General features: G+C 69.6%; 19 protein-coding genes. 11 read left to right on the top strand and 8 right to left on the bottom strand.

Annotation, left to right across the window (positions count from 1 at the left end; translation table 11 throughout):
• Window positions 1-20 precede the first annotated feature (20 nt).
• Window positions 21-1,448, bottom strand: a complete 1,428-nt coding sequence (locus GF068_RS32270) for a hypothetical protein (RefSeq protein WP_153823368.1) — start codon at window positions 1,446-1,448, stop codon at window positions 21-23.
• Window positions 1,449-1,978: 530 nt separating this feature from the next.
• Between GF068_RS32270 and GF068_RS32265 the strand changes: the two genes are divergently transcribed.
• Window positions 1,979-3,358: a hypothetical protein gene (locus GF068_RS32265; protein ID WP_153823367.1), complete on the top strand. Its 1,380-nt coding sequence runs from the start codon at window positions 1,979-1,981 to the stop codon at window positions 3,356-3,358.
• Window positions 3,359-3,490: 132 nt separating this feature from the next.
• Window positions 3,491-4,282, top strand: a complete 792-nt coding sequence (locus tag GF068_RS32260; protein WP_153823366.1) for a hypothetical protein — start codon at window positions 3,491-3,493, stop codon at window positions 4,280-4,282.
• 12 nt (window positions 4,283-4,294) lie between these two features.
• Here the strand turns inward: GF068_RS32260 and GF068_RS32255 are convergent, their stop codons facing one another.
• Both GF068_RS32255 and GF068_RS32250 read right to left on the bottom strand, forming a co-directional pair.
• Window positions 4,295-4,915 (bottom strand): DNA-binding transcriptional response regulator, encoded by a 621-nt coding sequence (locus GF068_RS32255; protein WP_153823365.1) that lies wholly within the window; start codon window positions 4,913-4,915, stop codon window positions 4,295-4,297.
• Window positions 4,916-5,030: 115 nt separating this feature from the next.
• Window positions 5,031-5,486 carry a SpoIIAA family protein gene (locus GF068_RS32250; RefSeq protein ID WP_153823364.1) on the bottom strand — a complete coding sequence of 152 codons (456 nt, stop codon included), beginning with the start codon at window positions 5,484-5,486 and terminating at the stop codon, window positions 5,031-5,033.
• Window positions 5,487-5,741: 255 nt separating this feature from the next.
• Between GF068_RS32250 and GF068_RS32245 the strand changes: the two genes are divergently transcribed.
• From GF068_RS32245 to GF068_RS32220, 6 genes are all read left to right on the top strand, one after another.
• On the top strand, window positions 5,742-6,308 hold the full coding sequence (locus tag GF068_RS32245) for a hypothetical protein (protein ID WP_153823363.1): 567 nt from the start codon (window positions 5,742-5,744) through the stop codon (window positions 6,306-6,308).
• A 113-nt stretch (window positions 6,309-6,421) separates the two neighbouring features.
• Window positions 6,422-7,102 carry a hypothetical protein gene (locus GF068_RS32240; RefSeq protein ID WP_170319796.1) on the top strand — a complete coding sequence of 227 codons (681 nt, stop codon included), beginning with the start codon at window positions 6,422-6,424 and terminating at the stop codon, window positions 7,100-7,102.
• A 161-nt stretch (window positions 7,103-7,263) separates the two neighbouring features.
• Window positions 7,264-8,265, top strand: a complete 1,002-nt coding sequence (locus GF068_RS32235; protein ID WP_275939303.1) for a lysylphosphatidylglycerol synthase domain-containing protein — start codon at window positions 7,264-7,266, stop codon at window positions 8,263-8,265.
• 83 nt (window positions 8,266-8,348) lie between these two features.
• On the top strand, window positions 8,349-9,371 hold the full coding sequence (locus GF068_RS32230; RefSeq protein WP_153823361.1) for a hypothetical protein: 1,023 nt from the start codon (window positions 8,349-8,351) through the stop codon (window positions 9,369-9,371).
• A gap of 109 nt (window positions 9,372-9,480) precedes the next feature.
• The gene (locus GF068_RS32225; RefSeq protein WP_153823360.1) at window positions 9,481-13,326 is read left to right on the top strand and encodes a serine/threonine-protein kinase; all 3,846 of its coding nucleotides are present in this window, start codon (window positions 9,481-9,483) and stop codon (window positions 13,324-13,326) included.
• Window positions 13,327-13,382: 56 nt separating this feature from the next.
• A complete protein-coding gene (locus GF068_RS32220; RefSeq protein ID WP_153823359.1) occupies window positions 13,383-14,186 on the top strand; it encodes an SDR family NAD(P)-dependent oxidoreductase in 804 nt (267 codons plus the stop codon).
• 19 nt (window positions 14,187-14,205) lie between these two features.
• Here the strand turns inward: GF068_RS32220 and GF068_RS32215 are convergent, their stop codons facing one another.
• The 5 genes from GF068_RS32215 to GF068_RS32195 form a co-directional block, all read right to left on the bottom strand.
• Window positions 14,206-15,402 (bottom strand): sigma-70 family RNA polymerase sigma factor, encoded by a 1,197-nt coding sequence (locus tag GF068_RS32215; protein ID WP_153823358.1) that lies wholly within the window; start codon window positions 15,400-15,402, stop codon window positions 14,206-14,208.
• A gap of 269 nt (window positions 15,403-15,671) precedes the next feature.
• Window positions 15,672-16,256 (bottom strand): hypothetical protein, encoded by a 585-nt coding sequence (locus GF068_RS32210; RefSeq protein ID WP_153823357.1) that lies wholly within the window; start codon window positions 16,254-16,256, stop codon window positions 15,672-15,674.
• 52 nt (window positions 16,257-16,308) lie between these two features.
• Complete coding sequence (locus GF068_RS32205; RefSeq protein WP_153823356.1) at window positions 16,309-17,595, bottom strand: ABC1 kinase family protein; 1,287 nt, start codon at window positions 17,593-17,595, stop codon at window positions 16,309-16,311.
• Between the two features lie 48 nt (window positions 17,596-17,643).
• The gene (locus GF068_RS32200) at window positions 17,644-18,243 is read right to left on the bottom strand and encodes an LOG family protein (RefSeq protein ID WP_153823355.1); all 600 of its coding nucleotides are present in this window, start codon (window positions 18,241-18,243) and stop codon (window positions 17,644-17,646) included.
• An 82-nt stretch (window positions 18,244-18,325) separates the two neighbouring features.
• On the bottom strand, window positions 18,326-19,672 hold the full coding sequence (locus GF068_RS32195; RefSeq protein ID WP_153823354.1) for a pectin acetylesterase-family hydrolase: 1,347 nt from the start codon (window positions 19,670-19,672) through the stop codon (window positions 18,326-18,328).
• A gap of 197 nt (window positions 19,673-19,869) precedes the next feature.
• Between GF068_RS32195 and GF068_RS32190 the strand changes: the two genes are divergently transcribed.
• The 3 genes from GF068_RS32190 to GF068_RS45600 all read left to right on the top strand — a co-directional run bounded on the left by GF068_RS32190 (window position 19,870) and on the right by GF068_RS45600 (window position 25,716).
• Window positions 19,870-21,576 carry a hypothetical protein gene (locus GF068_RS32190; protein ID WP_153823353.1) on the top strand — a complete coding sequence of 569 codons (1,707 nt, stop codon included), beginning with the start codon at window positions 19,870-19,872 and terminating at the stop codon, window positions 21,574-21,576.
• Complete coding sequence (locus GF068_RS32185) at window positions 21,573-23,681, top strand: SWIM zinc finger family protein (protein ID WP_338046659.1); 2,109 nt, start codon at window positions 21,573-21,575, stop codon at window positions 23,679-23,681. The genes GF068_RS32190 and GF068_RS32185 overlap by 4 nt, the downstream gene beginning before the upstream one ends.
• A 352-nt stretch (window positions 23,682-24,033) precedes the next feature.
• Window positions 24,034-25,716: a reverse transcriptase family protein gene (locus GF068_RS45600; protein WP_338046658.1), complete on the top strand. Its 1,683-nt coding sequence runs from the start codon at window positions 24,034-24,036 to the stop codon at window positions 25,714-25,716.
• The last annotated feature ends 44 nt before the right edge of the window (window positions 25,717-25,760 follow it).

Below are 25,760 nucleotides of genomic sequence, written 5' to 3'. Positions count from 1 at the left end.
GTTGCACCTCGAAGTTCCACTTACTTTCCAAAGTACGGCTTGATTGCTTCGAGCCAGTGGGGGAATGGCTCGTACACCTCTTCGTATAGGTCCCACAACGTTTGGGAGTCCAATTTCATCTTCGGTCTTTTCAAGTCGAGCAAGCGTGTGATCCTCTTGTGCTGCGCCTCCGTCAAGATCACCGACGGGATGTTGTCAAGCTGCTCCTTCGTGAGCCCGAGGTCCCGCCCCATCGCCTTCTCCAGGATGTGATGCGCCTGGAAGTCCCCCTCCAGGCCCCGCGTGAACTCGCGCATCGTCTTGTAGGGACCGATCGCGCCGTTCTGCTCCAGGGCCTCCGCGATCGCCCTCCCATACTGCTGCGCCAGGAGCTCCGCCGTCTCCTTGGACACCTTCTCGGCCCCCTCGATGATGAGCGGCGCCTTCTTCGCACAAGCCTCCTCCAGCTTCTTCGCGAACGTCTCCGCCTGCCCGACGAGCACCCCCGAGGCGACCTGCGCGATCGCCGCCGCGGCCTGGACGATGGCGCTGTCGACGCCGTCCTCGCTGCTCCCGCCGATGATGCCGAACCGCTTGCCGTCCTTGCGCGCGAGGTCGTGATTGAACTCGCCGTTCAGCATCGCGGAGGCGATCGAGAGCTCGCGGACCATCCGTTCGAGCGGAGTCAGCGCCTTTTGTTGGCCTGTCCCGTCGCCCGCGTGTTCGCCCTTGCAGCCCTCCTTCGTCTGCTTGCAGGAGACCACACTCACGAGCGGCCGCCCCTGTCGATGCTGGAGCTCCGGCAATGCGCCGCCGCGGTCCACCATCGTACATTGCTCGTCCACGCATCTCGGCGGACGCACCTCGTCGCGCGAGGGCAAGACGCCTTCCTTGCTCAGGATCCCCGACTCCCGCGGCAACTGCGGCTCCTTCGACAGCACGCCCTGCACGTCGTTCTTCGGTCGCCTCGCCTCCTCGGGCGTGCTCTCGCTCCGGATACGATACTTCTCGACGCGCTCCTCGACGTTCGGCTCGTCATCCTTCCGCTTGCCGCCGCCACCGCTCCCGCCGCCGCCGCCCTCGTCCCCGTCCGCCTTCTCCTTTATCGGCGGATCCTGCTTCTTCGCTGGCGCAGGTTTTGGCCTGGGCGGCGGCGGCGGCTCGCAAGCCAATGCCTTGTCTTGGAACTTCATGGGCATCAAGCCCCGGTTCTTCAGGTCCGCGCGTGGATCGAAGACGAAGAGCGGCAGGACATCGTGGCAGGCGACGAGCTGCCGAGCCGCAGGGCCGAGCACCGGATGGCCCGAGAAATCGTAGGTCCATTCGCTGTGCATCGGGCCGTGCGGGTGCGCGCAGATGCCGATGTATCGAATGGGCGTCTTGCGCTTGCATTCCTGTCCGAGCGCGAGCGACGCGAGCACGATGAGAAGGAGCAGCAGCAAACACGAGATGAAGACTCGGCGAATCATCGGCAGCCCCCTCGATCAGCCCCGCCCCGCCCTCCGCGACCGTGAGCGGGCCTGCGGTCTTCCTGGGGATCATTGTCCATCAGGACGAAGGAACGGAGCAAGGAGGAACATTGCTTCGGTGGGAGCGCGCGCGGGCGGATGGGCAACTGGGCGGCGGAGTCGTGCATCGGCGCGCGGGCGGATGGGAGCTCGGTGGCGGAGTCGTGTATCGGCGCGCGGGCGGATGCACCTCCGGCCGGGGGAGTGGAGCATCGGCGCGCGGGCGGATGGGCAACTGGGCGGCGGAGTCGTGTATCGGCGCGCGGGTGGATGGGAGCTGGGTGGCGGAGTCGTGTATCGGCGCGCGGGCGGATGCACCTCCGGCCGGGGGAGTGGAGCATCGGCGCGCGGGCGGATGGTGGGCTGGGCGGCGGAGGCGGGATCGGCGCGCGGGCGGATGGGCAACTGGGCGGCGGAGGGGTGCGTCGGCGCGTGGGCGCGTGTTGCTCTCGGCGCGCGAGGGCTCGTACCATCCGCCGGGGGAGGGACGTATGCGCCGTGGTCTGCTCGCTCCGATCTTGCTGCCGCTTGCCCTCGGGATGTGCGCCTCACCCGCGCGCGCGGACGCGCCGCCGAAGAAGACGCCCTGGGTCGTCGCGGCGTGTATGCGTCCGCATGGGCCGGGGATCGTTCGGTGGACGTACGATCATGCGGGCAAGCCGGTCACCGAGGAGCCTTGGATCACGCTGATTGCGGAGAGCAGCGCGCACCATCCGATTTTCGTCTTCAATCCGCGGGTGGGGTCGAAGACCCGGTACATGATCCCGACCGAATACAGCAACCACCCCTGCGAGCCTGTGCCGCCGGAGCCGAAGCCGCCTCCGCCGCCGAAGCCTGTTCCTGCGAAGCGGCCTGCGGCGAAGGAGGAGGCGGAGGACGAAGGTGGAGGCGGAGGCGGTCGTGAGCGTGTGGACGACGAGGAACCCGTCGAGCAGCGCGTGCGCAAGCACCTGATCACGCCGCCGAAGGAGGAGCCTCCGCCGCCGTCACGCCCTGCGAAGCTGCGGCAGGACGCGATCTTGCCGCGGGAAGGCGTCTTGTCGAAGGAATCGATCCTCCCGAAGCGGGAGGAGAAATGGGTTGACGAGGAGCATGGGCTCGTGGATCGCGGCGGGGCGCTGCCGGAACTGGTGGACGTTCCGGAGCGAAAGCCGCTGAGCGTCTCCTCGTGTGAACAGACGAAGGAGGGCTGTACGCGCGAGGGGAAGGGCAACGGCGACAAGAAGGAGGAGACGGAGTTCGACAAGCTCGCCCAGCAGCTCGCCCTCGCGGCAGGCCTCGCCGACGATCCCAGCCATGACCTCCACCGCGAGGACGGCAAGAAGCACGGCATCGTGGGGGGCGAGGAGCCGGACGGGTTCAATCACCCGGCGCTCCAGGCAGCCGTCGCCTTTCTCCAGCTCTCGGCCGTGGCGAGGGCGCAGATCACGGCGTTCGAGGCCCAGTTGAAGGCGGCGGGCAAGAAGAACTTGCCGGTCATGATCCACAAGACGGAGCAGCTCAGCAAGGAAGCGATCGAGTACCTGCGGAAGAAGTACGGGAAGAAGAAGCTCGCGGGCTCGCTGGCGGACATGCAGGTTATCGGGCCCTACGACGTGATGAGCCAGTTCACGGACGGGCTCGAAGGGATGTTCCAGGCGCATCACATCTTCGAGACCGCTCGGATGAAACAACTCGGGTTCGACCCCGCGAAGGGGCCGGCGGTGATCTTGACGACTGCGAGGCATGATGAGATAGGGAGGAAGTTGCGCGCACGAATGAAGGAGGTGCTCAACCCCAAAGACCCATCACAGATTTGGAAAGCGTATCAAGATGTTTACGCGGACAATCCGCATTGGCTCGAGGCCATCGAGAAATACTTCGTCAAATGAGTGAACCAAGGTGGCGATGGTAACGACAGGATGGAGCCGATGAGAACTCGGGTCGATGTGTACTTCCATGCCAAAGACGTTTCAGGCGGGGTGCAAGCCGTCCTGGAACCGGCAGGGTGCGGACCTGACGTGGTGAGGGATGTTCATGGGGACATCTATGTGACCCTCTTCGAGGACGACCCTCGGCTCACCGTCCTTCGTCAACTTCTTTTGGCATATCGAGTGAAGTGGCGCGAATTTCAGGAGGATACGTTCACGGACGAGGAGCTCGACGCCGCCCGGTTGCTCCTCGTGACCATTCCCGACGAATCCATGGTCTTCGGAGGACCGCGGCTGGGAACGCAATTCGATCTGTCGAATGCGTGCCCGGTGTGCGCCGCGGGCGCGCGACAGACATCGGCGTTGATGCTCGATGGCGCCGATCCTGAAGATGTGGCGAAGCTCGATACGTATCGCGTGGTGACCTGCTACCAGGAAATCGTCGTCGATGAGCAACTGGCCGAGGCGCTCGAGAGCGAGGGCGTGACGGGACTCTCGTTCCGGAGCGTCTACGCCGTACGAAAAGACAAGCGGCAGGTCGAGTTGCCGCGACGCCAGATGTGGGCCGAGCACGCGCTTCCTCCCGTGTCGCCTCACTCGATCGGAATGAACCCGCGCGACGTCTGCTCGTCCTGTCGGCGCGGCGGGTTCTACTTCAGCCAGCTCTCCCCGCGCCTCGCATACCGCGCTCGAGACCTGACGGGCGCGATGGACGTGAACCGAACGTGGGAATGGTACGGATACGTCAAATTCAAGGGCGACCTGAGCGAGGCCGTCTTGCCGGGGCCAGCGTTCCTCGTCTCCCCCAAGGTCTGGCGCATCTTCAAGGACGCAGGCGTCACCGGGTTCAAGTGGCTCCCCATCCGCGTCGTCGACGACGAATGACGGCCCCGCCCTTCAACTCCGCCGCCTCTCCAGCGCATCCGCCAGCGCGTGCAGGAGGACATCGGGCCGGTCCGTCAGGTCGAACGCGCGCGGCGGCACTTCGCGGCCCGCCTCGTCCTGGTCGACGTAGAAAATGACGGGCGGCAAGAACGAGCGCTCGCGCATCGCCGAGAGCAAGGAGAGGCCCGCGTCCGGATCTCCCTCGCGCTTCATGTCGGAGACGATCGCGTCATATCCGCGGTTCTCCAGCCTCGACAGCGCCTCCGCCGTCGAGCGGGCCACGTCCACGCTCGCCCCCGCGAACCTGAGCAGGGCCCGCTCATCGGCGCGTAGCTCCGGCGCGCTGTCCACCCAGAGGATCGCGGCGTCACGGAACACCGACTCCGCGCGCATCAGCCGCCGCAATGCGCGCTCTCGATCCTCCGTGCACACCGGGGCCGCCTTGCGCACGATGGCCTTGTCCATTTCTTCACGAACGAAGGAGGCCTCGACCCCGAAGATGCTGACGCCGGTCACCCTCGGCAATACGCTGCGAATGGGCTTCTCGAACCGGAGCACCAGCCACACGACGAGCAAGACCCACATCGCCGACGGGGACGCGTCGATGAGCGCGATGATGATGTGCTGAACCACGCGACCCTCCACGCTGCGCCGAGGTTGCTCGCCTGGACGTATTGCAAGCGGCGTGCGCGCCCGGGGGCGTGGCGAATGCGGAAGAGATGGATAAGGCGGCGCGCGCGGGGGCGCTTCAGGTGCCGGTGGGCAGGAGCTCGGCGCCGCGCTCGGCGTCCGGCTTCTGGTGGGAGGCGAGCCACGCGCGGGCCTCGGCCTCGGTCGCGCTGAACGCCACGGGGAAGGAGAAGCTCTTCGGAGAGATGTGGGCGCCGGCGGTGAGGACCATCGACATGGCAATACGCATCGTGAACGAGGCGCCGATGACGGCGCCGGCCCGGATCGGATATCGATCGCCGTTGCCCTGCAGGAAGACCTGCCGCACGCGCGCGCCCGAGCTCTCGTAGCGGGAGACGTCGAGCATCGAGCAGAGCGGGCCGTGTCTCCGGCCGAGCTCGAAGATGCGGGCCACGATCGCCTCGGCCTCCTCGACGCTGAGCGGGCCGTCGAGCACGATGCAGATCAGGTCCGGGGCCTCGAAACGCATGCGGTGCGACCCGAACCGCTCTTCAACTGTGGACGACGTGCTCATGACGCACCTCCCTGGTACGACCGAACTCCAGGTACTTCTCCTCTTCCTTTAGCAACGACCGATCCAACCCCTCCGCTCGCCGGGAATCGAATGTTTCCATGGACTTGGATCCTACGCCTCCGCGCGCCCGCCCTTGCATGGGGGAAAAGGGGCTCCTCGGGGGTTGCGGGGATGCAATTCCCGGAGGATGCAGCGCGTCGTCTCGCGTGATGGAAACTGGATGGAGGGCGCGGGGGGCTGGTAGAGGTGCGTCCCATGCGAACGGTGTCTTTTCTCGGCTTCGTGCTCTTGTGCCTCGCGGGATCGGCCTGCGGGGCGAAGGTCGTGGTGGATGCGCCCTTCGAGGGCGAGGGCGGGGGCGGCTCGGGGCCCGTGGCGTGCACGCCGGGCGAGCAGGAGCCTTGTTTCGACGGCCCCCCGGAGAAGCTCGGCGTGGGGATCTGCAAGAGCGGCGTCCGCGCCTGCACGGACAGCGGGACGTTCGGCGAATGTAATGGCGACGTCCCGCCGCAGAAGGACACCTGCGGAAACGGCGTCGACGAGGATTGTAACGGGTTCGCGGACGACGACCCCTCGTGCATGGCCGGTTGCCTCGGCTGCGCCGATTTCGTCTCCGAGTCGAACCCGTCCCTGCCGCTCTGCGCAGGCGACTCGGAGATCGTGTACAAGAACCTGATCGGCTGCATGTGCTCCGGCACGTGCGCGGTCTCCTGCGCCGCGAACCTCTGCGTGGGCTCGGATCCCTCGGAGACGTGTATCGATTGCGTGGTCGACCCGAGCGGGTGCGGCGAGCCGTTCAACGCCTGCGCGAACGATTTCTGATCAGGCCTCGGGCTTCCCTTCGGTCGGGCGTGTCCGGCGCCCTCGGGATCGGGACTTGCAGCGAAGAGGGGGCGGCGTCCTCGGCGGAAATCGAGGGCGAGAGGAGCTCTGCAATGAACGACGGGAGGAGCGCGATGCGCAGGTCTTTTCGTTTGGTGAGCGTGGCCGGCCTCTTCGCGGCGCTCGCCGTGGCGGGGTGCCAGGAGCGCGACCGCGGCGGTCAAGCAGGGGCCGAGGTGCGTAAAGGCGGCGAAGGCGCGGCGGTGCAGCCAGGCGCGCCTCCGGGCGAGCCGCAGCAACAAGGCCAGCAGCCAGGCGTCGCGGCGGAGCCCATCCGCGACGTGACGATCGTGCTGGTGGCGCCGGATCGCGCGACGTTCAACAATCGAATGATCGACCTCGTGGGCGCGCAGGTGCAGAAGGTCTCGAACGACAAGGTCTTCTGGATCGGCCCGAGCGAGGATCGCACCGTGCCGGTCGTCCTCGACGAGCAGGCCGCGAGCTCGCTGAAGGATCGGCAGCTCAAGATCCAGAAGGGTGATCGGGTGGCCCTGGTCGGGCAATTCCGGCAGTCGCCGAGCGTGCAGCAATTGCAGCAGCAATGGGCGCTCTCGTCCCAGGAGGCCGAGGAGCTGACCCGCTCGCAGGTCTATATCCACGTCACCCGGATCCTGGTCGGCGCCACGCAGGGCGGCGTCGAGCAGCCGGGTACGCCGGGCGGACAGCAGCCGGGGCAGCAGCAAGGGCAGCAGCCGGGACAGCAGCCGGGCACGCAGGGCGGACAGCAGCGCTGACCTCACCCTCCCCAGCCCTCCCTCTCCACGTCGTGGAGAGGGAGGGTGATTTCGGTTTTGTCTTTTTTGCCATTTCGGGACGAGCCCGACGCTGCACGAGCGGATGGCACGCCTGTCGCCAGGGACTCGATGAGGCCGCGTGAGCGCCTCATCGGGGGGACGTGGAGCGAGAGGAGAAGGCGGATCGCAGGGAGCTCCGCACGGGCGTGGTCCTGCGCTGGGGCGCGCGCCTCGCTTTTGCGGCCCTCGGGATCGGGGTCGTCGCCTCGCTCGTGCGGCAGGCGGGCGCCGGGGCGCTCGTCGCGATTCTGCGCGGGGCGGCGCCGTGGTTGCCGCTCGTCGTGGCGCTCGAGCTCCTGCGCGTCGGGACGGACGCCCTCGCGACCTACGCCGCTTATGGCGACCGCGCGAAGATGCTGTCCGTCCCGGCCCTCGCGCGCGCGTCGCTCGTGGCGCGGGCCGTCTCGTCGATCGCGCCCGCGGGGCGCGCGGCGGCCGAGGCCACGAAGGCAGCCTTGCTCGCGCCCTGGGCCGGCCCGGCGGCAGCGACGGCGGCGGGCGCGACGGTACAAGCCGTGACCCTCGTGAGCGGCGGGATCATCTCGGTGCCCTGCGCCGCCGCGGCATACGCGCTTTCGGGGGCCTCGGCCATCACGCTCGCGCTCGTCCTGCACGCCGCGCTGCTCGTTCTGGCGGGGACGCTCCTGCGCGTGGTGATGCGCGCGAGCTGGTTCGGCGCGCTCGCAAGGCGGGTGTCGAGGCGCGCCGGCGAGCGGGTCGTCGTGTTCCAGGAGCGCGCCCGCGAGACGCGCCTGTTGCCGCCGGGGCCGGTGGCCGTGATGCTCGTCGGCCGGGTGATCCAGGTCGCGCAGTATGCCATCCTGGCCCGCGCGGTGGGCGCCGCGACGGGCGCCTCGCGCGCGCTCGTGGCCCAGGGGGCGAACATGGTCTCGCTCGCCGTGGGCGCGTTCGTCCCGGCGCAGGTGGGCGTGAGCGAGGGGGCGTTCGCGTGGAGCGCCGACGTGCTCGGGGCGACGGTCCCGCAGGCGGTCGCCATCGCGATGCTCTGCCACGCGCTCGAGGCCGTCTTCGTGGCCGTGGGCGCGATCGTGCCACTCGCGTGGTCCTCGCCGGCGGCGCCGGGCGAGCGGCCCGAGCATTGAGCAAAAAACGAGCATTTCATTCGCGATGACGTCCAGGCCGCTCTTGCGGCGAGGGTGGGGTGCGTGCAAAGGTTGCCCGCTGCATGCCGTTCGTCCCGCTCGTTTTTTCGCCCCGGAGGGCGCGCCGTCATCCTCGGCTCGCGTCCGCGTCCGCCCTCTTTTTGGCCCTCGCCGGCGTCGAGCTCGGCAGCGGGCACGCGCGTGATCTGCGCGAGGCGTGGATGGATCCGGTGGTCGCGGCCGTGGGCAGCCCGCCCGCGCCGCTCGCCTCGGGCGACGCGGACCGCGACGGCCTCTCCGACACGCGCGAGGCCGAGCTCGCCCGCATGTTCGCCCCCATCGTGATCCTCGACCGCGAGGATCACGCGCTGCCGGCGTCCGTGCCGTGGGTCATGGAAAAGTCCGATTTCGTGGAGGGCGCCGCGGTCGTGCGCCGCGCGCGCCGGGCCTTCGACGACGAGGTGCGCAAGGGGAGCGAGCGCCCCGAGGACTGGGTGACGTACGTGAACGTCTACCCCCGGGCGAGCGGCGGGATCCACGTCGAATACTGGTTTTATTACCCCTACAACGACGGGCCGTTTTTCTTCAAGCACGAGAGCGACTGGGAGCACATGACCGTGCGCCTCGACGAGGAGGGCCGCCCGCTCGGCGCCTACCTCGCCCGCCACGAGGACAACGCGCCCGGGCCCTATTTCTCCTGGTCCCGGCTCCGCAAGGACGGAAATCACCCGGTCGTGCTCTCCGCGCGGGGGACCCACGCGACCTACGCCGACAGGAAGGACCTTGCGTGGTTCGAATCGGCCGCCGCGTCGTGTGACGATCTCGCCGCGTGCGCCGACCGGCCCTGGCGGACGTGGGAAGGCGGCGGGCTCTCGCGGCTCGACGACGTGCCCGAGAGCGCGCTCGCGAGGAGGGCGCTCGGGTTCGACGGCCGATGGGGCGCGACCGGCTTCCTCCCCGGCACGAGCGCGCCGCGCGGGCCGATGTTCCAGTCCGGGCATTGCGCGGGCGGCTTCGCGATCTGCCGCAAGCCGATTGAAATGGCGAGCTTGCCCGCGCCCGCTCCCGATCACGAGGTGAGCTCCCGACAGGAAATCTCCGAATGAAGGGAAGGCGCGCTCCCTAGGCGTGTGTCGATTGCCATCACCTCGGTACGCTCGTCCGCCCGGAGAGCGCGCTTGAGCGCTCCGGTTCGCCAGAGTATCCTGATTCCCAATGCGACCGGGGGAGGTGCTGGACGATCGGTTCGTGCTCGGGAGGCGAGCCGGATCCGGGGGGATGGGGACGGTTTGGCGCGCCGTCGACCGGAGCTCGGGCGCCCCCGTGGCGCTGAAGGTCCTGCGTGATCCCGAGGGAGACTCCGCCCCGCGTTTCCTGAAGGAGGCGCGTATCCTCTCGGCCTTCGAGCACCCCCACGTCGTGCGGTACGTGGCGCATGGCATTGCCGCGTCGGGTGAGGCCTGGCTCGCGATGGAATGGCTCGACGGCGAGAGCCTGCTCGCGCGCCTCGAGCGGGGCCCGCTCGACATCGAGGAGAGTTTGTCCCTCGCCCGCGCCGTGGCCGATGCGCTCGGCGCGGCGCACGCGCGGCGGATCGTCCACCGGGACGTGAAGCCGAGCAACCTGTTCCTCGTGGGCGGCGCAGCCGAGCACGTGAAGGTCCTCGATTTCGGCATCGCGCACGGCGGCGGGACGGGCGCGCTCACCCGGACGGGTTCGATCCTGGGGACGCCCGGGTACATGGCGCCCGAGCAGGCGCGCGGCGACGCGGACGCCGACGCGCGGGCCGACGTGTTCGCCCTCGGCTGCGTGCTGTTCGAGTGTTTGTCGGGGAAACCCGCGTTCCAGGGCGCGCACCCGATGGCGCTGCTCGCGAAGCTCCTGCTCGAGGAGCCGCCGCGCCTGCGGGACCTCTGCCCCGACGTGCCCGAGCCGCTGGCGACGCTCGTCCATCGGTTGCTTTCGAAGGAGCCCGTCGCCCGCCCCGAGGACGGCGCGGCGGTGCGCGAGCTCGTGGATCGAATCGACGCGACCGCGAGGTCACCCGTCTCGATCGGCGAGCCTTCGCGGGTCGGCCTCACGGGCACGGAGCGGCGGCTCGTCTCCATCGTGGCGGTCTCGCCGCCGCTCGATCGCGAGGCGCCGCGGGACCTCGTCGCAGCGGTCGAGCGTGTGGCCACGCCGCTCGGCGCGCGGGTCCTGGAGCTCTCGTCCGGCGTGGTCGTGGCCGTGCTGCTCGGCGAGGGGAGCGTGGTGGATCAGGCCGCGACCGCGGCGCGGTGCGCGTCGTGGGTGAAGCTCGCGGCGCCCGAGGCGGCGGTCGTCCTGGTGACGGGGCGCGGCGAGTCGACGAACCGGCTGCCCGTGGGCGAGGCGCTCGAGCGCGCGGCGGCGCTGCTCGACGAGGCGCTCTCCGAGGGCCGGGAGGGCGCGCCCGTCCGCATCGACGAGAACACGCGCGCGTTGCTCGACGCGCGTTTCGAGCTGGTCGAGCAGGAGGGCGGGCGGATCGCGCTCTGCGGCGAGCGCCGGACGGGGCAGGAGCGGCGCACCCTGCTCGGCAAGCCGAGCCCCTTCGTGGGCCGCGAGCGCGAGCTCCGGAACATCCTCGACCTCGTGACCGAGAGCTTCGAGGAGCGGCGCCCCTCGGCCGTGCTCGTGACGGCGCCGCCGGGGATGGGCAAATCGCGGCTCCGGCAGGAGCTCTTGCGCGTCATCAAGGAGCGCCACGCGAACGTCGCCTGCGCCCTCGCGCGGCCCGACGCGATCGGCGCCGGCTCGGCCTTCTCGTTGCTCTCGGGCGCCCTGCGCGACATCCTGCAGATCTCGGCGGGCGAGCCGATCGCGGCGCAGCGCCGCAAGGTCGAGCTGCTCGCGGCGGTGTTCGGAGGCGAAGCGGAGCGGCGCACGAACATGGAGTTCCTCGGCGAGCTGGCGGGCGCGCCGTTCCCCGACGACGGCAGCCCGCGCCTGCGCGCCGCGCGGCAGAACCCGATCTTCATGGCCGACCAGATCGAGGCGGCCTACCGCGCGCTCACGGCGGCGCTCGGGGCGACGCGGCCGATCCTCGTGGTGCTCGAGGATCTGCACTGGGGGGACGCGCCGTCGCTCAAGGTGCTCGACGCCTTGCTGCGGGACCTCTCGGACGTGCCGTTCGTCATCCTGGCCTTCGCGCGGCCCGTGGTGCACGAGGTCTTCCCGCGGCTCTGGGCGGGCCGGAGCATGCAGGAGATCCGGCTCGGGCCGCTCTCGCGGCGCGCGGCGACGGAGCTCGTGTCGGCCGCGCTCGGCGGGGACGTCGCGGCCGAGCGTGGCGCGGCGCTCGTGGAGCGCGCCGACGGCAACGCGTTTTTCCTGGAAGAGCTCATCCGCGCGGTCGCCGACGGCCGGGGCGGCGAGCTGCCGGACACGGTGCTCGGCATGGTGGAGGCGCGCCTCTCCGCGCTCGCGCCCGAGGCGCGCAGGCTGCTCCGGGCCGCGAGTATCTTCGGCGAGGTGTTCTGGGAGAGCGGCCTGCGGGAGCTGCTCGGCGACGGCGAGCCCATCGCGGCGTCACTCACGGAGCTCTGCGAGCGCGAGCTCGTCACGCGGCGGCTGCATTCGAGGTTCGCCGGGCAGGAGGAGTACACGTTCCGCCACGCGATCATCCGCGAGGGGGCGTACGCCATGCTCACGGACGACGACCGGCACCTCGGCCACAGGCTCGCGGGGGAGTGGCTCAAGCGCGCCGGCGAGCTCGACGCGCTCGTCCTCGCCGAACATTTCCAGCGCGGCCGCGACCCCGAGAACGCCGCGGCCCATTACCTGCGCGCCGGCAGCCAGTCGTTCGACCGGGACGACTTCTCCGGCGCGCTCCATTGCGCGCAGCGCGGGATCGAGTGCGGCGCCACGGGGGAGGTGCTCGGCAACCTGCTCACGCTCCGGGTGATGGCGCATTGCTGGCGCTCGGAGCTCGAGAGCGCGCACTGGGTGAGCGTCACGGCGCTCCCGCTCGTGGCGCCCGGGAGCCGCTGGGCGTGCTTGCTCCTCTTTCACGGCACCTGGGCGTCGCTCGTCGTGGGCGCGGAGAGCGATTTCCTCTGCATGGCGAGCCGCTTCAAGAGCTTCGACCCGGACGCCGAGGCGCGCCGCGATTACCTGCTCTGGGCCCCGCTCGCGGCCTCGCTGCTCACGTCGTACGGGCGGCGGGAGCTCTGCCGCGCCTTGCTCGACCGGGCCGAGCGGCTCGCGGCCACGATGCCCGCGCTCGACCTCGACCTCGTCGGCTCCCTGGCCATCGGGCAGAGCGACGAGTTACGCGCCTTCGAACGAGCGCCGTTCCGCCAGCTCGAGCTCACGCGGCGGGCCGTCTCCGCCTTCGAGGCCATCGGCGACGCCCGCAACCACATCACCGCGCTGAACCGGCTCGGTCAGGCCCTCGGCGAGGTGGGCGAGCGCGAGGCGGGCGAGCGCGCGCTCCGCTCCGCCGTGGATCATGCGCGCCGCATTCGTGGGCCCTTCGTGCTCCTGCAATCGGAGCTGCACCTCGCGGCGTTGCTCGTCGGTTACCACGAGCCGTCGAAATGGGTCGAGGCGCATGCCATCGCCGAGCGCGTGCTCGGGGCGTCGGGGGTGAGCGACGGGTATCGCGGCTGGGCGCACGGCATCCGGGCGCAGATCCACCTCCACCGCGGCGCCTACGAGGACGCCGTCCGCGAGGCGCGGGCGGCCCTCGCGCTTTGCCACCGCGTCCCCTTGCGCAAGCTCTGGATCACGACGCTCCTCGTGCGGAGCCTCGTCCTCTCGCGCAGGCCCGCCGAGGCGCGCGCGCTCGCCCGCGAGATCGGCGCGGCGCTCGGCGGGGACGGCGGCGGGTACGTCGAGATCGAGGCGCGGCTCGTGGTGGCCGAGGCGAGCGCCGAGGAGGGGGACATGGAGGAGGCGTCGAGCGCGCTCCGGGAGGTGATGCGCCGGATCGAGGCGCGCGCCGAGGAGATCCCGGACGAGGGCTTGCGCTCGCATTACCTGCACGACGTGCCCGAGAACGTGCGCGCCCGTTCGCTCGCGGCGGCCTGGCTCTGATCGGCGGGCCCGAGCGCCATTGACGGAGCGGCGCGAATCGGGCTTCATGCCACGTCATGGGACTTCGATCATCGGGGTGCAGCGTCATCACCGGGGCAGGGGGCGGCTTCGGCCGCGCGCTCGCGCTCGAGCTCGCCGCGCGGGGCGGGCGGCTCGTGCTCTCGGACCTCCACCCGAGCGCGGCCGAGGAGACGGCCCGCCTCGCCCGCGCCCGCGGCGCCGCCTCGGTCACGGCGGTCGGCTGCGACGTGACGAAAATGGAAGAGGTGGAGGCGCTCGCGAAGACGTGCGAGGGCCCGGTCGATCTGCTGGTCAACAACGCCGGGGTCAGCAGCGGCGGGCTGGTCGGGGACCTCGCGCTCGAGGATTGGCGCTGGACGATCGAGGTCGACCTCTTCGGCGTGATCCACGGCTGCCACGCCTTCGTCCCGCGCATGAAGAAGCAGGGCTCCGGCCACATCCTCAATGTCGCCTCGGCCGCGGGCCTGCTCTGCGCGCCGCGCATGGCCGCGTACAACGCCGCCAAGGCCGGCGTCATCGCGATCTCGGAGACGCTCGCCGTGGAGCTCGACGGCACGGGCGTGGGCGTGACCGTGCTCTGTCCGACGTTCTTCAAGACGGACATCGTGAATTCGGGTCGGTTCGCGGATCCCGAGACGAAGAAGCTCGCGGACAAACTCATGTCGACCGGGCGGCCGGTCGAGGAGGTGGTGCTCGCGGCGCTCTCGGCGGTGGAGCGCGACGAGCTTTATGCGGTGCCGATGGCCGACGCGCGCTGGCTCTGGAGGCTCAAGCGCGTGGTGCCGAGCTCGTTCCGCAAGCTCGTCAGCCTCGGCGTGAATCTGCGCGCGAAGGGCTGAAGCGCGGCGCGCTCGGCCCTCAGCGCAAGCCTTCGAGATAAGAGCCGAGCCCCCGCTCCTCGGACCAGGTGCGGAGCTTCTCCAGGGCCTTCGACTCGATCTGCCGGATTCGCTCCCGGCTCAACGAAAACGAGCGGCCGATCTGCTCCAGGGTATGGTCGTCCTCGCCCGTCAGGCCATAACGGAGCCTCAGGACCTCGCGCTCGCGGGGCGTGAGGGTCTCGAGCATCTCGCTCGCCGCCTCGCGCATGCGGCTGCGCGCGAGCGCCTCGTCGGGCGCGTCCGTCTCGCTCGCGAGCAGGTCGCCGAAGCGGAAATCACCCTCGCCGCCGATGGGCGCGTCGAGGCTGACCGGCGAGAGCGAGAGCGCGCGGACCGCCTGCACCTTGTCGAGCGGCACCCCCGAGCTCTCCGCGATCTCCTCCTGCGAGGGCGTACGCGCGTTTTTCTGCGACAGCGCCCGCTCCGCGCCGAGGACCCGGCGCCGGCTCGCCGTGAGGTGCACCGGCATGCGCACGTCCTTGCCCTGATAAAGGAGCGCCCGCTCGATCGATTGCCGGATCCACCACGCCGCGTACGTGCCGAACCGATAACCACGCGCGTAGTCGAACTTGTCGGCGGCCCGGATGAGGCCGAGGTTGCCCTCTTGCACGAGGTCGAGCAGGGGGACGCCGCGGCTATTGTAATGGCGCGCCGTCGCGACCACGAGGCGCAGGTTCGCCCGTACGAGCTCGCCCTTCTCGTGCGCCGCGCGCGCCCGGGCCTTCGCCGAGCGATCACGCGCCTCGTCGACGTGCGCCCGCTCCTCGGCCGAGGCGCCCTTCACGCGCGCCGCGAGCGCGTGGTCGAGCCGCTCGACGAACGCCGGGTCGACCCGGAGCGTGTCGAATGCACCCACGAGATCCGCGGGCAGATTGGCGTCCGGCCCCTCGGCGAGCGCGCGGGCGCGCTCGAGGGTTTGCACGAGCCGTCCGGTGGTCTCCGTCGCGTCCGGCGCCTCGCCGTTGAGGAGGAGATCCCGGGCGTTCGTCTTGCCAGACTGGATCTCCACGGCCATTGCGGCGAGCGCGTGCACGGCTCCCGGGGCGCGGACGAGCTCGGAGACCGCGTCGCGCTCCGCGTCGACGATCCGGCGCCCGAGCGCGGCCTCGGCCTCGCGCGTGAGCGGATGGCTCGATTCGAGCCCACGCAGGTAGAGATCGGTGGCGTTCTGCATGGGCGCCGCGCGAGGAGCCGGGGGCGTGGGTGCCTTCCGCGTGCGCGGATGGCGCTTGCGTGCGGGCTCCTTCGCGGGGCCCGCGATCCTCAACTTGTCCAATGTGGTCTCCTGGCCCGCGTCCTGCCCGGCGAAGGGACGCGGCCGAGGTGATGCTCGCCGGGGTTACGGAACGTAAGCATCCCTCGCGCGTCCGGAAGGGGGGGGCGCACAAAAGAATTCGGGCGAGGGAGCCATCCCAGGCGCGAACTGCGATTGTTTGCGTGCCGTCAGCCCGTCAGGAGCATGGCCACCATCGCGGCCGAGGCGGTCTCGCCCCAGCCGGAGAGCGCCTCGGGGATCCGGACGCTCACCATTTCCATCGAACCCCCACAACGTAGCGAGCCTTCGTGAATCTGCCCGCGCCTCGTGACATCGATTCCGCAGAGGCCGATCGTCCCCGTGATCGCCTCGGGCCCGATCCAGAGATCGGTGATACGGCCGCGCAAGAGGCCCTCGACGTGCAGCCGCTTCTCCATACGCGTGACGCGGAGGCGGATCGGCTCGGCGCCCCAGAGCCCCTCGACCTCGGGGCCACGCACCTCGGCGCTCAGCGTCTTGCCGAGCATGAGCCCGCGCAGGAACTTCCCGTCGTCCTCCGCGTAGAGGCCAACGTTGACCACGGGCCCGATCGCCGTCCCCTCGCCGATCGTCGCGTACACGACGTGCCCGCCCGAGCCCTGGAGGAAGAAGTCGTTTGGCCGGGCCGGCTCGTCGTAGAGCGCCTCCTGCGAGGGCGTGTTCGGCTCCTCGTACACGCAGGAAGCAGGCGCGAGGAGGGAGAGCGCGAGGAGGGGAAGGGGGAGCCTGGGCATCACGGACCTCGATGGTTCACAAGGCGCTCGTGGCGCCGCACGACAGCCGGGCTCAGAGGAGCCCCGCCTGCTTCAGGAACGCCTCCTCGACCGCCGCGTAATCGATCGTCACGTCGAGGCGGGCGAGGACCGAATAAAAGCCGAACTGCAGCCGGTTCATGAAGAGCATGCCCGGCGGGAGCTGCACGAAGTTCCCGTCCTTCTTGAAGAGCACCTCGTTCTTCATTTCCTTGATGCCTTCGACCAGGCTCGCCGCATAAGCGCGCGTGATCCTGTACGGCGAGGAGAAGACCGGCTCGAAGCAGCGGCGCGAGTAGGCGACGGCCATCCGCTCGTACGTCCCGCCCTCCGTGAGCAGGATCTTCGCCGCGATGTCGCCGAACGCCCGCTCGTCCCGGGAGATCGCCGCGCGGTGGAGGCCCCGCGCGAGCGTGAGCCGCTCCCCCTCGATGGGCTGCACGCAGCCGAAATCGAGGAAGATGATCGAGCCGTCGTCCTGGAAAAGGTAATTGCCCGGGTGCGGATCGGCGTTGAACATCCCGCCGACGAGGTTGCCCTTGAAGACGAACCGCCAGAGCGTCTCGGCATACTGCGCGCGGATCACCTCGTCCGCCTCGCAGGCCTCCTCCAGGGTTTTTCCGCGCACGAGCTCGCTCGTGAGCACACGCTTGCTCGATCGATCGGCGATGACCTCGGGAATGCGGATCGCCCCATCACCCTCGTGCATCGCCGAGAACGCCCGCTGTCGCCGGGCTTCGAGCTCGTAATCGAGCTCCTCGGTGAAGCGCGCGCGGAGCTCGGCGAGCACGGCCTTGGGATCCAGCCGCTTCGGCCCGAGCACGGCCACCATCCCGCCGAGGACGTCGGCATTCTCGAGGTCGCTCTCCACGGCCTTCTCGATGCCGGGGTGCTGCACCTTCACCGCGACCTCGCGCCCGTCGAAGAGCCGCGCCCGGTGCACCTGGCCGATCGAGGCGCTCGCGAACGAAAGCTCGTCCCACTCCGCGAAGAGGCGGTCGATCGGCCCGCCGAGCTCCTCCTCGACCCGCGCGCGGATGGCCGCCGGGGACGAGGTCGGCGCCGCATTGCGGAGCTTGCCCATGGCCGCCTCGTAGGCCTCGCGCTGGGCCTCGGGGACCATGCCGTCCACGTAACTCGCCATCTGCCCGGCCTTGGCGGCGAGCCCGCGCAGCGTGCCCAGCATCTCCGCGGCCTTGTGCGCGGCGGCGTCCGCGGCCGAGTTGCCGCGGATCAGGCTCGCGCCCGTGCGCGCCCCGACCGCGGCCAGGCGCGCGAGCCGGCCGAGGCGTCCTTCCGGGATCTTTCGTTCGTCGGTCATCGTCGGGGCTGCGGTGTGGGGGCGCGGGGGGCCCGGTTCAAGCGTGGCTCAAGGTTTCTCGATCCAGCGACCGATGTCGGGGATCTGGAGCTTCGAGAGGCGATCGAGGAGCACGTCCATCGTATCGGCCGACGCGCAGAGCGGGCGGTGAATGGGGCGGATGAAGCCCTCGGCCATCGCGTGATCGAGGAACGCGACGAGGTGGTCGTAGTAGCCGCGCACGTTGAGCAATCCGACGGGCTTTTTGTGGTAGTTGAGCTGCGACCAGGTGACGACCTCGAAGACCTCCTCGAGCGTGCCCCAGCCGCCGGGCAGGGCGATGAAGGCGTCGGCCAGGGAGGCCATCATGGTCTTGCGGGCGTGCATGCTGTCGACGACGAAGAGCTCGGTCAGGCCCTCGTGCGCGAGCTCGCGGCTCTTGAGCTTCTCGGGGATCACGCCGTAGACCTTGCCGCCCTTGATCAGCGCGCCCTCCGCGACGGCGCCCATCATGCCGACGCGGCCGCCGCCGTACACGACATCGATGCCACGCTCGGCGAGGTAGCCGCCGGCTGCGCGGGCGGCGTCGAGGTAATGGGTCCCGACCCCGCCGGAGGAACCGCAGTAGACCGCGACGCGGCGGAAAAAGGGAGGGCGCGTGCTGTTCATGGCGCGGAAGATAGTCCAGGCCGCCGCCTCGGGCACCCGGAAAATTCGGCAAGAGCGGAAAACTCCTGCTTATGCCGTTTCGTTACGGGCCGACGTGGACCGCCGGCGCGCCGGAGACGATGCCGCCCACCCAGTCGGTCAAGGCCGCGCCTTGCACGGTGGTGTTGTAATACCCGCTTCCGCCGAGGTAGGTGTGGGTCGTGGAGCTCACGTAATAGCTGCTCCACGCGGGGGAGGGCTCGAGGAAGCTCTCGCGCAGCTCGTTGAGGCCCGCGGTGTATTCGGCGCCGGTGAGGGCCGACGGGAAGATGCCGTCGATGTTCGAGCAGTTGTTCTTCCCGTACCCGAAGAACTGCGTGATCGTGTTGTCCTTGTCGGAGGAGAGCAGGCCGAGCGAGGCATCCGGGTATTTTTGCCCGTAGAGCGTCCAGGCATTGGAGAGGCCGCCGCCGTTCGGCAGGGTACACTCGACGCAATCGGCGGGCAGGGTCTTTTCGAATCCGTAGAGCTCGCGCCAGCGCTGCTGCAGGCAGGGCGACATGTAGGTGTCGGTCATCGGGGGGCCGGAGTCGTCGATCAGCGCGACGGGCGTGGGGCAAAACGCCTGCGCGACGCGATCGTAATTGTAGAACGCGCCGAACCCGCCTGCGCTCACGCCCGTGAGCAGGACCTCGGTCGCGCCCTTGAAGGTGGGGATGATGCGCTTCAGGTAATGGCCGATGTTCGCGTACCCGACGAACTGCTGGCCCTTCGGCGCGCCGAGGCCCGGCACGTCGGCCGTGTTGTCGCCGGCGTGCACGTCGCCGGTGCAATAGGGGACGTAGACGAAGCTCCAGTCCTTGACGGCGTTCGCGTCGTTCGTCGTGTTGAAGATGCCGTTCTGACCGCCGCCGTTTTTCCAGCCGTCAAAGTTGCCCTGCCCGTAGGAGCTCGGGTTCAGGTTGCAGGTGGTCCCGTTGAAGCAAGCGCCGCCGCCCTCGAGGAAAATGACGAGCTTCGTCGAGGCCGGGTTGATGCGGACGCCGAAGCCGGTCGCGCTGCCGTTCCTGCATTTCGCCTCGGGCACCGGCACCCAGGTCCATTGCCCCGGCGCCGCCTCCACGGGCGCCCCGTCGAAGGGGCCCTCCGGCGCGCACATCGGCGCGCCGCCGCCGGAGCCGCCCATTCCGCCGCCACCCGCGCCCATTCCACCGCTGCCCGCGCCGCCGGAGCCGCCCATTCCGCCGTCGCCGCCGGAGCCGCCCATTCCGCCGCCGCCCGCGCCGCCCTCGCCGCCGGCGCCGCCGCCGCCGCCCACGGACGCGCCGCTGCTCGAGCTCGACGTGGGCGTGAAGAGACCGGTATCGCCCCCGTCGCCGCCGCAGCCGGTGACGGCGAGGACCGAGGCGAGGGGAATGGCAAGCGTGCAAGAGAATGGAAGCGCTCTCATGTCGACACCGTAAAGGATCGGCGACGCACGCTCAACGCGGAACGCTCGGGTGGAAGAATGGGAGCCGGGGTGGAAACGGTCGGGGCGGTGAGGAGGAGGGCGAGGAGACCGAGAAAACAAAGAGGGCGAGGGAGGGGCGTGGGTGAGCGTGCCCCTTGACCTCACGCTCCCGTCTTGCCTATCGTCTCGGCCTTCGCATGGCGAACGCGCGCACGCGGGCAGGATCGAACCTTCTCCTCGACGAATACTGGGAGGCGGGTGACGACCGTTTCGTCGACGAGGTCCTCTCGCTCACGGCCGGCAAGAAGCTCAAAGCTCTCGCCGATCGCTGGTTCAAGGACGGCCGGCCCTTCGCGCGCCGCACGCTCGTCGCGTACATCGCCGACGGCTGCGACAGGCCGCACCACCGGCCGCTCGTGAAGGCGCTCTTCAAGCTCGCCGAGAAGGCCCGCGACGATGAGCTCGTCGGCCACTTCATGGTGGCCTTCGACCGGCTCGTGGAGCGCAAGCTCGTGGAGAAGTCGCGTTACGACTGGTCGAGCCGGCAGTCCTCGAAGGTGCGCGTGCTCGTGGGCACGGGCAAACACCCGACCCGCTACTGGGGCCGCAACGACACGTCGCCGCACTTCTCGAAGGCCACGCGCAATTACCTGCGCCGCCGCGTGCTCCGGTACTTCCGCGACATCGGCCGCAAGGATCCCGTCCGGTACGGCAAGGCGATCCGCAAGGCGCTCGTGCTCTACCGCGACGACCACCTGGACAAACCCGAGCGCCTGCTCGACGCGTGGAGCCTGCTCCACGTGCTCTACCACGGCTCGCCGGCGATCGATCGGCAAGCGGACGGCATCCGCGTGGCGAAGGATCACTCGCTCGCGGAGCTCGAGCCCGCGCCGCTCTGGCCCGAGGCGTGGACGGGCTGCTTCGAGGAGGTGCTCGCGCTCGTGACCACGGCGAAGAGCCGCACGGTGCGCGCCTTCGCGGTGGCGTGGCTCAAGGCGAATTACACGCGGGAGCTCGGCACGCTCACGATGGCGCGCCTGCGCCCGCTCATCGCGAGCCCGAACGAGGAGGTGCAGATCTTCGCGGCCGACCTCCTGCGCACGGCCGAGGGCATCTCGAGCCTCACGGTGGCCGAGTGGCTGGAGCTGCTCCAGATCGACAACCCGACGGCGCTCGGCTTCCTCTGCGAGGCCATCAAGAAGCACGTCACGCCCGCGCGGCTCACGCTCGAGCAGTGCGTCGACCTCGCGTGCTCGCCGATCGCGCCCGTCGCCGAGCTCGGGCTCGACTGGGCCATGAGCAAGAAGACGGCCGGGATCAAGTCGATCGAGGCGATCCTGAAGCTCGCCACGGCGCGGGCGCCGCGCGCGCGAGAGGCCGCGGCGAAGTGGGTCGTGTCGACCCTCTCGACCGCCAAGGAAGCGCGCATGACGCACGTCCGTGACCTCGTGGACGCGCGTTACGAGGACGTGCGCCGCGAGGCCCTCCAGCTCTTCGAGCGCGACGTGCGCTTCAAGGACGATCCGGCGCTCTGGTCGGCGCTCGCGGAGAGCCCGTACGACGACGTGCGCGCGTTTCTCCTCGCGCACCTCGTCCAGCGCGAGAAGGCGCTCGGCCCGGCGACGCTCGAGCGGATCTGGGCGACCACGATCCTCGCGGTGCACCGCGGATCGAAGCAGAAGCGCACGGCGCTCGGGCAGATCGCCTCGCGTATCGTGGAGCACCCGAACGAGGCCGAGCCGCTCGTGGGGCTGCTCGGGTATGCGCTGCGCAGCGTGCGGCCTCCGGAGCGTCGCGCGGCGCTCGCGGCCGTCTCGCGCGCGGCTTTCCAGGCGCCGGCGCTGCGCAGCGCGATCGGGCGCAAGTTGCCGGAGCTCTCGCTCTTCCAGGAGGAGAGGGCGTGAACGTCGATCTCCGTTATCTGGGCAAGAGCGGCGTGCTCGGGGCGGCGCAGAGCCTGCTCGTGCGTTTCTCTCCGAACCTCGCGCGGCCGAAGACCTTCTTCGACGCCGAGCTCAAGGACGCGATCCGCTTCCGCGAGGCGATGAGCGCGCTGCACGACGTGGTCGTCGGCGACCTCAAGTTCCGGAAGAAGGACAAGACCGCGTACCAGGCGTGGAAAAAGGCCGAGGAGGAGCGCGAGCGAGAGCTCAAGGCGCAGTTCTTCGACCAGGCGAAGCGCGCCGAGATGGCGCGGCTCGCGAAGGAGCCGATCCCGCCGAACCTGGACAAAGACTTCCGCAAGATGCATCGGCTCTACTGGGACGCGCGCGTCAAGTGGGCGAACGAGCTCGCGCGGAACGATCCCGAGCTCTTCCGCCACCTCGTGCCTTGTGATCCGGTCGTGACCGTGGCGCCCGATGTCGTCTTCTTCGAGTGTTTCTCCAAGGACGAGTCGAGCTACGGCTGTTTGTCCGTGGACCGCGGCTCGTTCGTGGGCGCGCAGGAGGCGGGGCTCGGCACGACGAACGTCGACTACTCGATCGCGCTCTACGAGCATTTCCAGACGCTGCGCAGCTACCGCAAGACGCGCCTCTCGGTGGATCCGGCCGGCTTCGACGTGAAGGTCGAGGGTTTGGCGGACTACCGCGAGGAGAAGATCGACCTGCCTCCCTCGTGGCTGCGGGGCTTCGGCCAGATCCAGGCCTCGACGTGCTTGCCGAGCCGCCGCGTGGATCTGCCCGTCGAGGTCGTGTACGCGATGCTCGCGCACCTGAAGCGCCACCGCGAGAAGAGCGGGCCGCGTTGCATCCGCTTCGTGCTCACGCCGGGCAAGGCGCCGAAGATCATCCTCGATCCGTGGGGGATCGAGATCCCGTCGCGCGGGCCGGTCTACGACGGCGGGCTGGAGATCGGCGGCGATGGATCGAGCGGCAAGCTCGGGCCGTATCGCTCGGCGCCCTCGGTGCACGATCGGACCGAGGAGGTGAAGATCTGGGGCCGGCGGCGGCTCTTCGCGCTCGCTCGCGTGCTGCCGCTCTGCGAGCGCGTCGAGGTGCGGCTGCTCGGATCGGGCCTGCCGAGCATCTGGATCGCGCACATGGGCGACATGCGCCTCGTGCTCGCGCTGAGCGGCTGGACCACCAACGATTGGACGAGCGGCTCGGGGCTCGATCTGCTCGCGGGCGCGTGGGAGCCGGACGTGCGCACCATGCAGCAGGCGGACAGGTTCCTCCAGAGCGAGCAACGCGCGACCTTACCGGCGATCGCCGCGGCGACGGGCGCCTCCGAGGAGAACCTCGTGCCCGCGCTGCACGCGCTCGCGAAGCGCGGGCAGCTCATCTACGACCACGCCGATCGCGTCTATCGTTACCGGCAGGTGATGCCTTCCGTGCTGAGCGAGGCGCTCATCGGGCCCGAGCATCCGGAGCTCGTCGAGGGCCGCGCGATGGTCAGGACAAACGCGGTCACGATCGATCGGGACGAGCTGCTCGCGGACGGCCGGCGCGCGGTCGTCGGCAAGGCCAAGGGCACGGGGTGCGAGGCGATCTTCGACGAGGACCTCGCGATCAAGAAGGCGAAGTGCTCGTGCTCGTACTTCTACAAGAGTGGCCTGCGCGCCGGGCCTTGCCGGCATTTGCTGGCGCTCAAGATGGTCCTCTCGAGCCGGGCCCTCCCGCAGATGCGAGCGCCCGAGCCCGCGCCCGAGCCGCCGAAGGTGTCGAAGTGGTCGTCGGGCGAGGGCTTTTCCATCCCGATCACAATCCTCAATGACCTCCGCAAGGTGGCGAATCGCAAGAACACCACCGTGTCGCGGGTGCTCGAGGAGGCGTGGGACGTGGCCATGCCGCAGATCCAGTCGGCGCGATCGTGGACGAATGCGATCTCGATGGCGGACGCCACGCTCGCGCGCGCGCTCACGACGAGGAGCCCGAGCGATACCGTGGAAGAGCGGCTCGCGTTGCCGCCCGACGTGCTCGCGGAGGTGAAGCGCATCGCGGATCGGTTCCGCGCCGAACGCGCGTCGGTGCTCTGTCTGGCCTGGCTTTTGGGTAGGAAATCGTTGTAGAAATGTTGTCGTCTCGTTCGACGCGCTCGCGTCCAGCCTTGCAAGGAGGTCCGTCCGCCCGAGCCCACCATGCTGCGGCGTTCCGCCGTGGCGGAGTTCGTTCCCCCATGCGTCCCCGCGCCCGATGTTCTTTGGGCCCTAAAGCCCCCAACCTGCATCCACTCAGCGGACCCATGGGTCTGGATGCAGGTAGGGGGCCTAGGGCCTCGGTGATCGGTCGTGGTCCTAGGCGAGTAGTCGGGCGGACGGGCTTCCTTGGAGGGCTGGACGGCGCGTCGAACGATGGATCCATCACGCGCCCGAACGCTCGGGTGATGCGTGTGGTTGCAACCTCGATCTAGCGGGAGTTGCCGTGGGCTTCTGGGACAAAGTCAAGTCCTTCATCGGCACCGGCAAACCCGGCGAGGGCGAGCCCGGGAAAAACGATCAGGGCGACAAACCGCAGGCGGGGTCGACGAAGTCGACGACGACGGGCGGCGCGGTCGCGACGTTCACCACGACGAACCCCGCGCCTGCCGCGGCGGCGACGCCTGCGAAGAAAAAAGACAAACCGAAGCCGAAGGACCCGTACGACACGTCGGGGATCCTCGGTTTGTCGGCGGACGAGATGCGCAAGCGCGCGCTCAAGATCAACCCGTACCAGACGGCGTGGATCGGGCGCGTGGACACGATCCCGCCGCAGAGCGACGAGCGCACGGCGCTGATCGATCGAGGCCTCATCCTGCGCGGCTTGCTCACGGAGCCGCAGATCGAGGAGATCCACCGCGTCGGTGATCTCTGGCTCAAGCACCACGAGGCCGCGAGTATGGCGACCGTCGTGGCCCGCAAGAAGGCCGACGAGGCGATCGAGGAGCTCCGTCGCCAGAAGGCCGAGCGCAAGGCCGAGAAGAAGCGCCTCGCCGCCGAGCGCAAGAAGAAGCGCGCCGAGGACGTCGCCAGGCGGCGCGCCGAGGACATCATCTTCCTCGGCCGCGGCGTGTCCGGCAGCCTCGGGGATCGTCGCGCGAACGTCGAGGCGCTGCAGAAGCAGGGTTTGCCCCTGCTGTCGACGCCCGCGGAGGTCGCGAAGGCCCTCGCGCTTCCGATCCCGCGCCTGCGCTGGCTCTGCTACCACAACGACGCGGTCGAGAAGCCGCATTACGTGTACTTCGAGGTGCCGAAGCGCTCGGGCGGCATGCGCCTGCTCTCGGCCCCGCACGAGGCGCTCGCGAAGGTGCAGCAATGGATCCTCCAGAACGTGCTCGCGAAGCTCTCGGTGGAGAGCGAGGCGCACGGGTTCGTCAAGGGCCGCTCGACGGTGACGAATGCGCGAGCGCACCTCGGGCGGGGGACGGTGGTGAACCTCGACCTGTCGGACTTCTTCCCGACGATCACGTTCGGCCGCGTCCGCGGGCTCTTCGTATCGATCGGGTATTCACCCGCCGTGGCCACGATCTTCGCGCTGCTCTGCACGGAGTCGCCGCGGCGCAAGGTCGTCTACGACGGCACGACGTACTGGGTGGCCGTCGGCGAGCGCGGGCTGCCGCAAGGCGCGTGCACGAGCCCGGCGATATCGAACCTGGTCGCCCGCAAGCTCGATCGGCGCCTCACGGGCATGACGCGGAAGATGGGCTGGACGTACACGCGGTACGCCGACGACCTCACGTTCTCCGCGGCGAACGAGCTCATCGACGACGGCAAGGGTGGCCAGAAGAAGGGCCGGAGCGACCTCGGGATCCTGCTCGCGCGGGTGCGGCACATCGTGCAGGAGGAGGGCTTCGCCATCAACCCGAAGAAGGGTCGTGTGCAACACGCCGGCGGCCGGCAAGAGGTCACCGGGATCGTGGTGAACGACAAACTCGGGATGCCGCGCGAGGAGGTCCGCAAGCTCCGCGCGATCCTGCACGCCGCGAAGAAGACCGGCCTCGCTACGCAGAACCGCGAGAACATCCCCCATTTCGAGGCGTACCTGCAGGGGAAGATCGCCTACCTGAACATGGTGGACCCGGAGCGGGCGATGCAACTCGCGAAGGCCTTCCTCGAAATCCCCCGCTGAACTCCCTTTGCATCGACCGCAACGCGGTCGATGCACCAGAGGTC

The sequence above is a fragment of the Polyangium spumosum genome, assembly GCF_009649845.1.
GTDB lineage: Bacteria > Myxococcota_A > Polyangia > Polyangiales > Polyangiaceae > Polyangium > Polyangium spumosum.
This window is presented reverse-complemented; position numbering and strand designations above follow the sequence as displayed.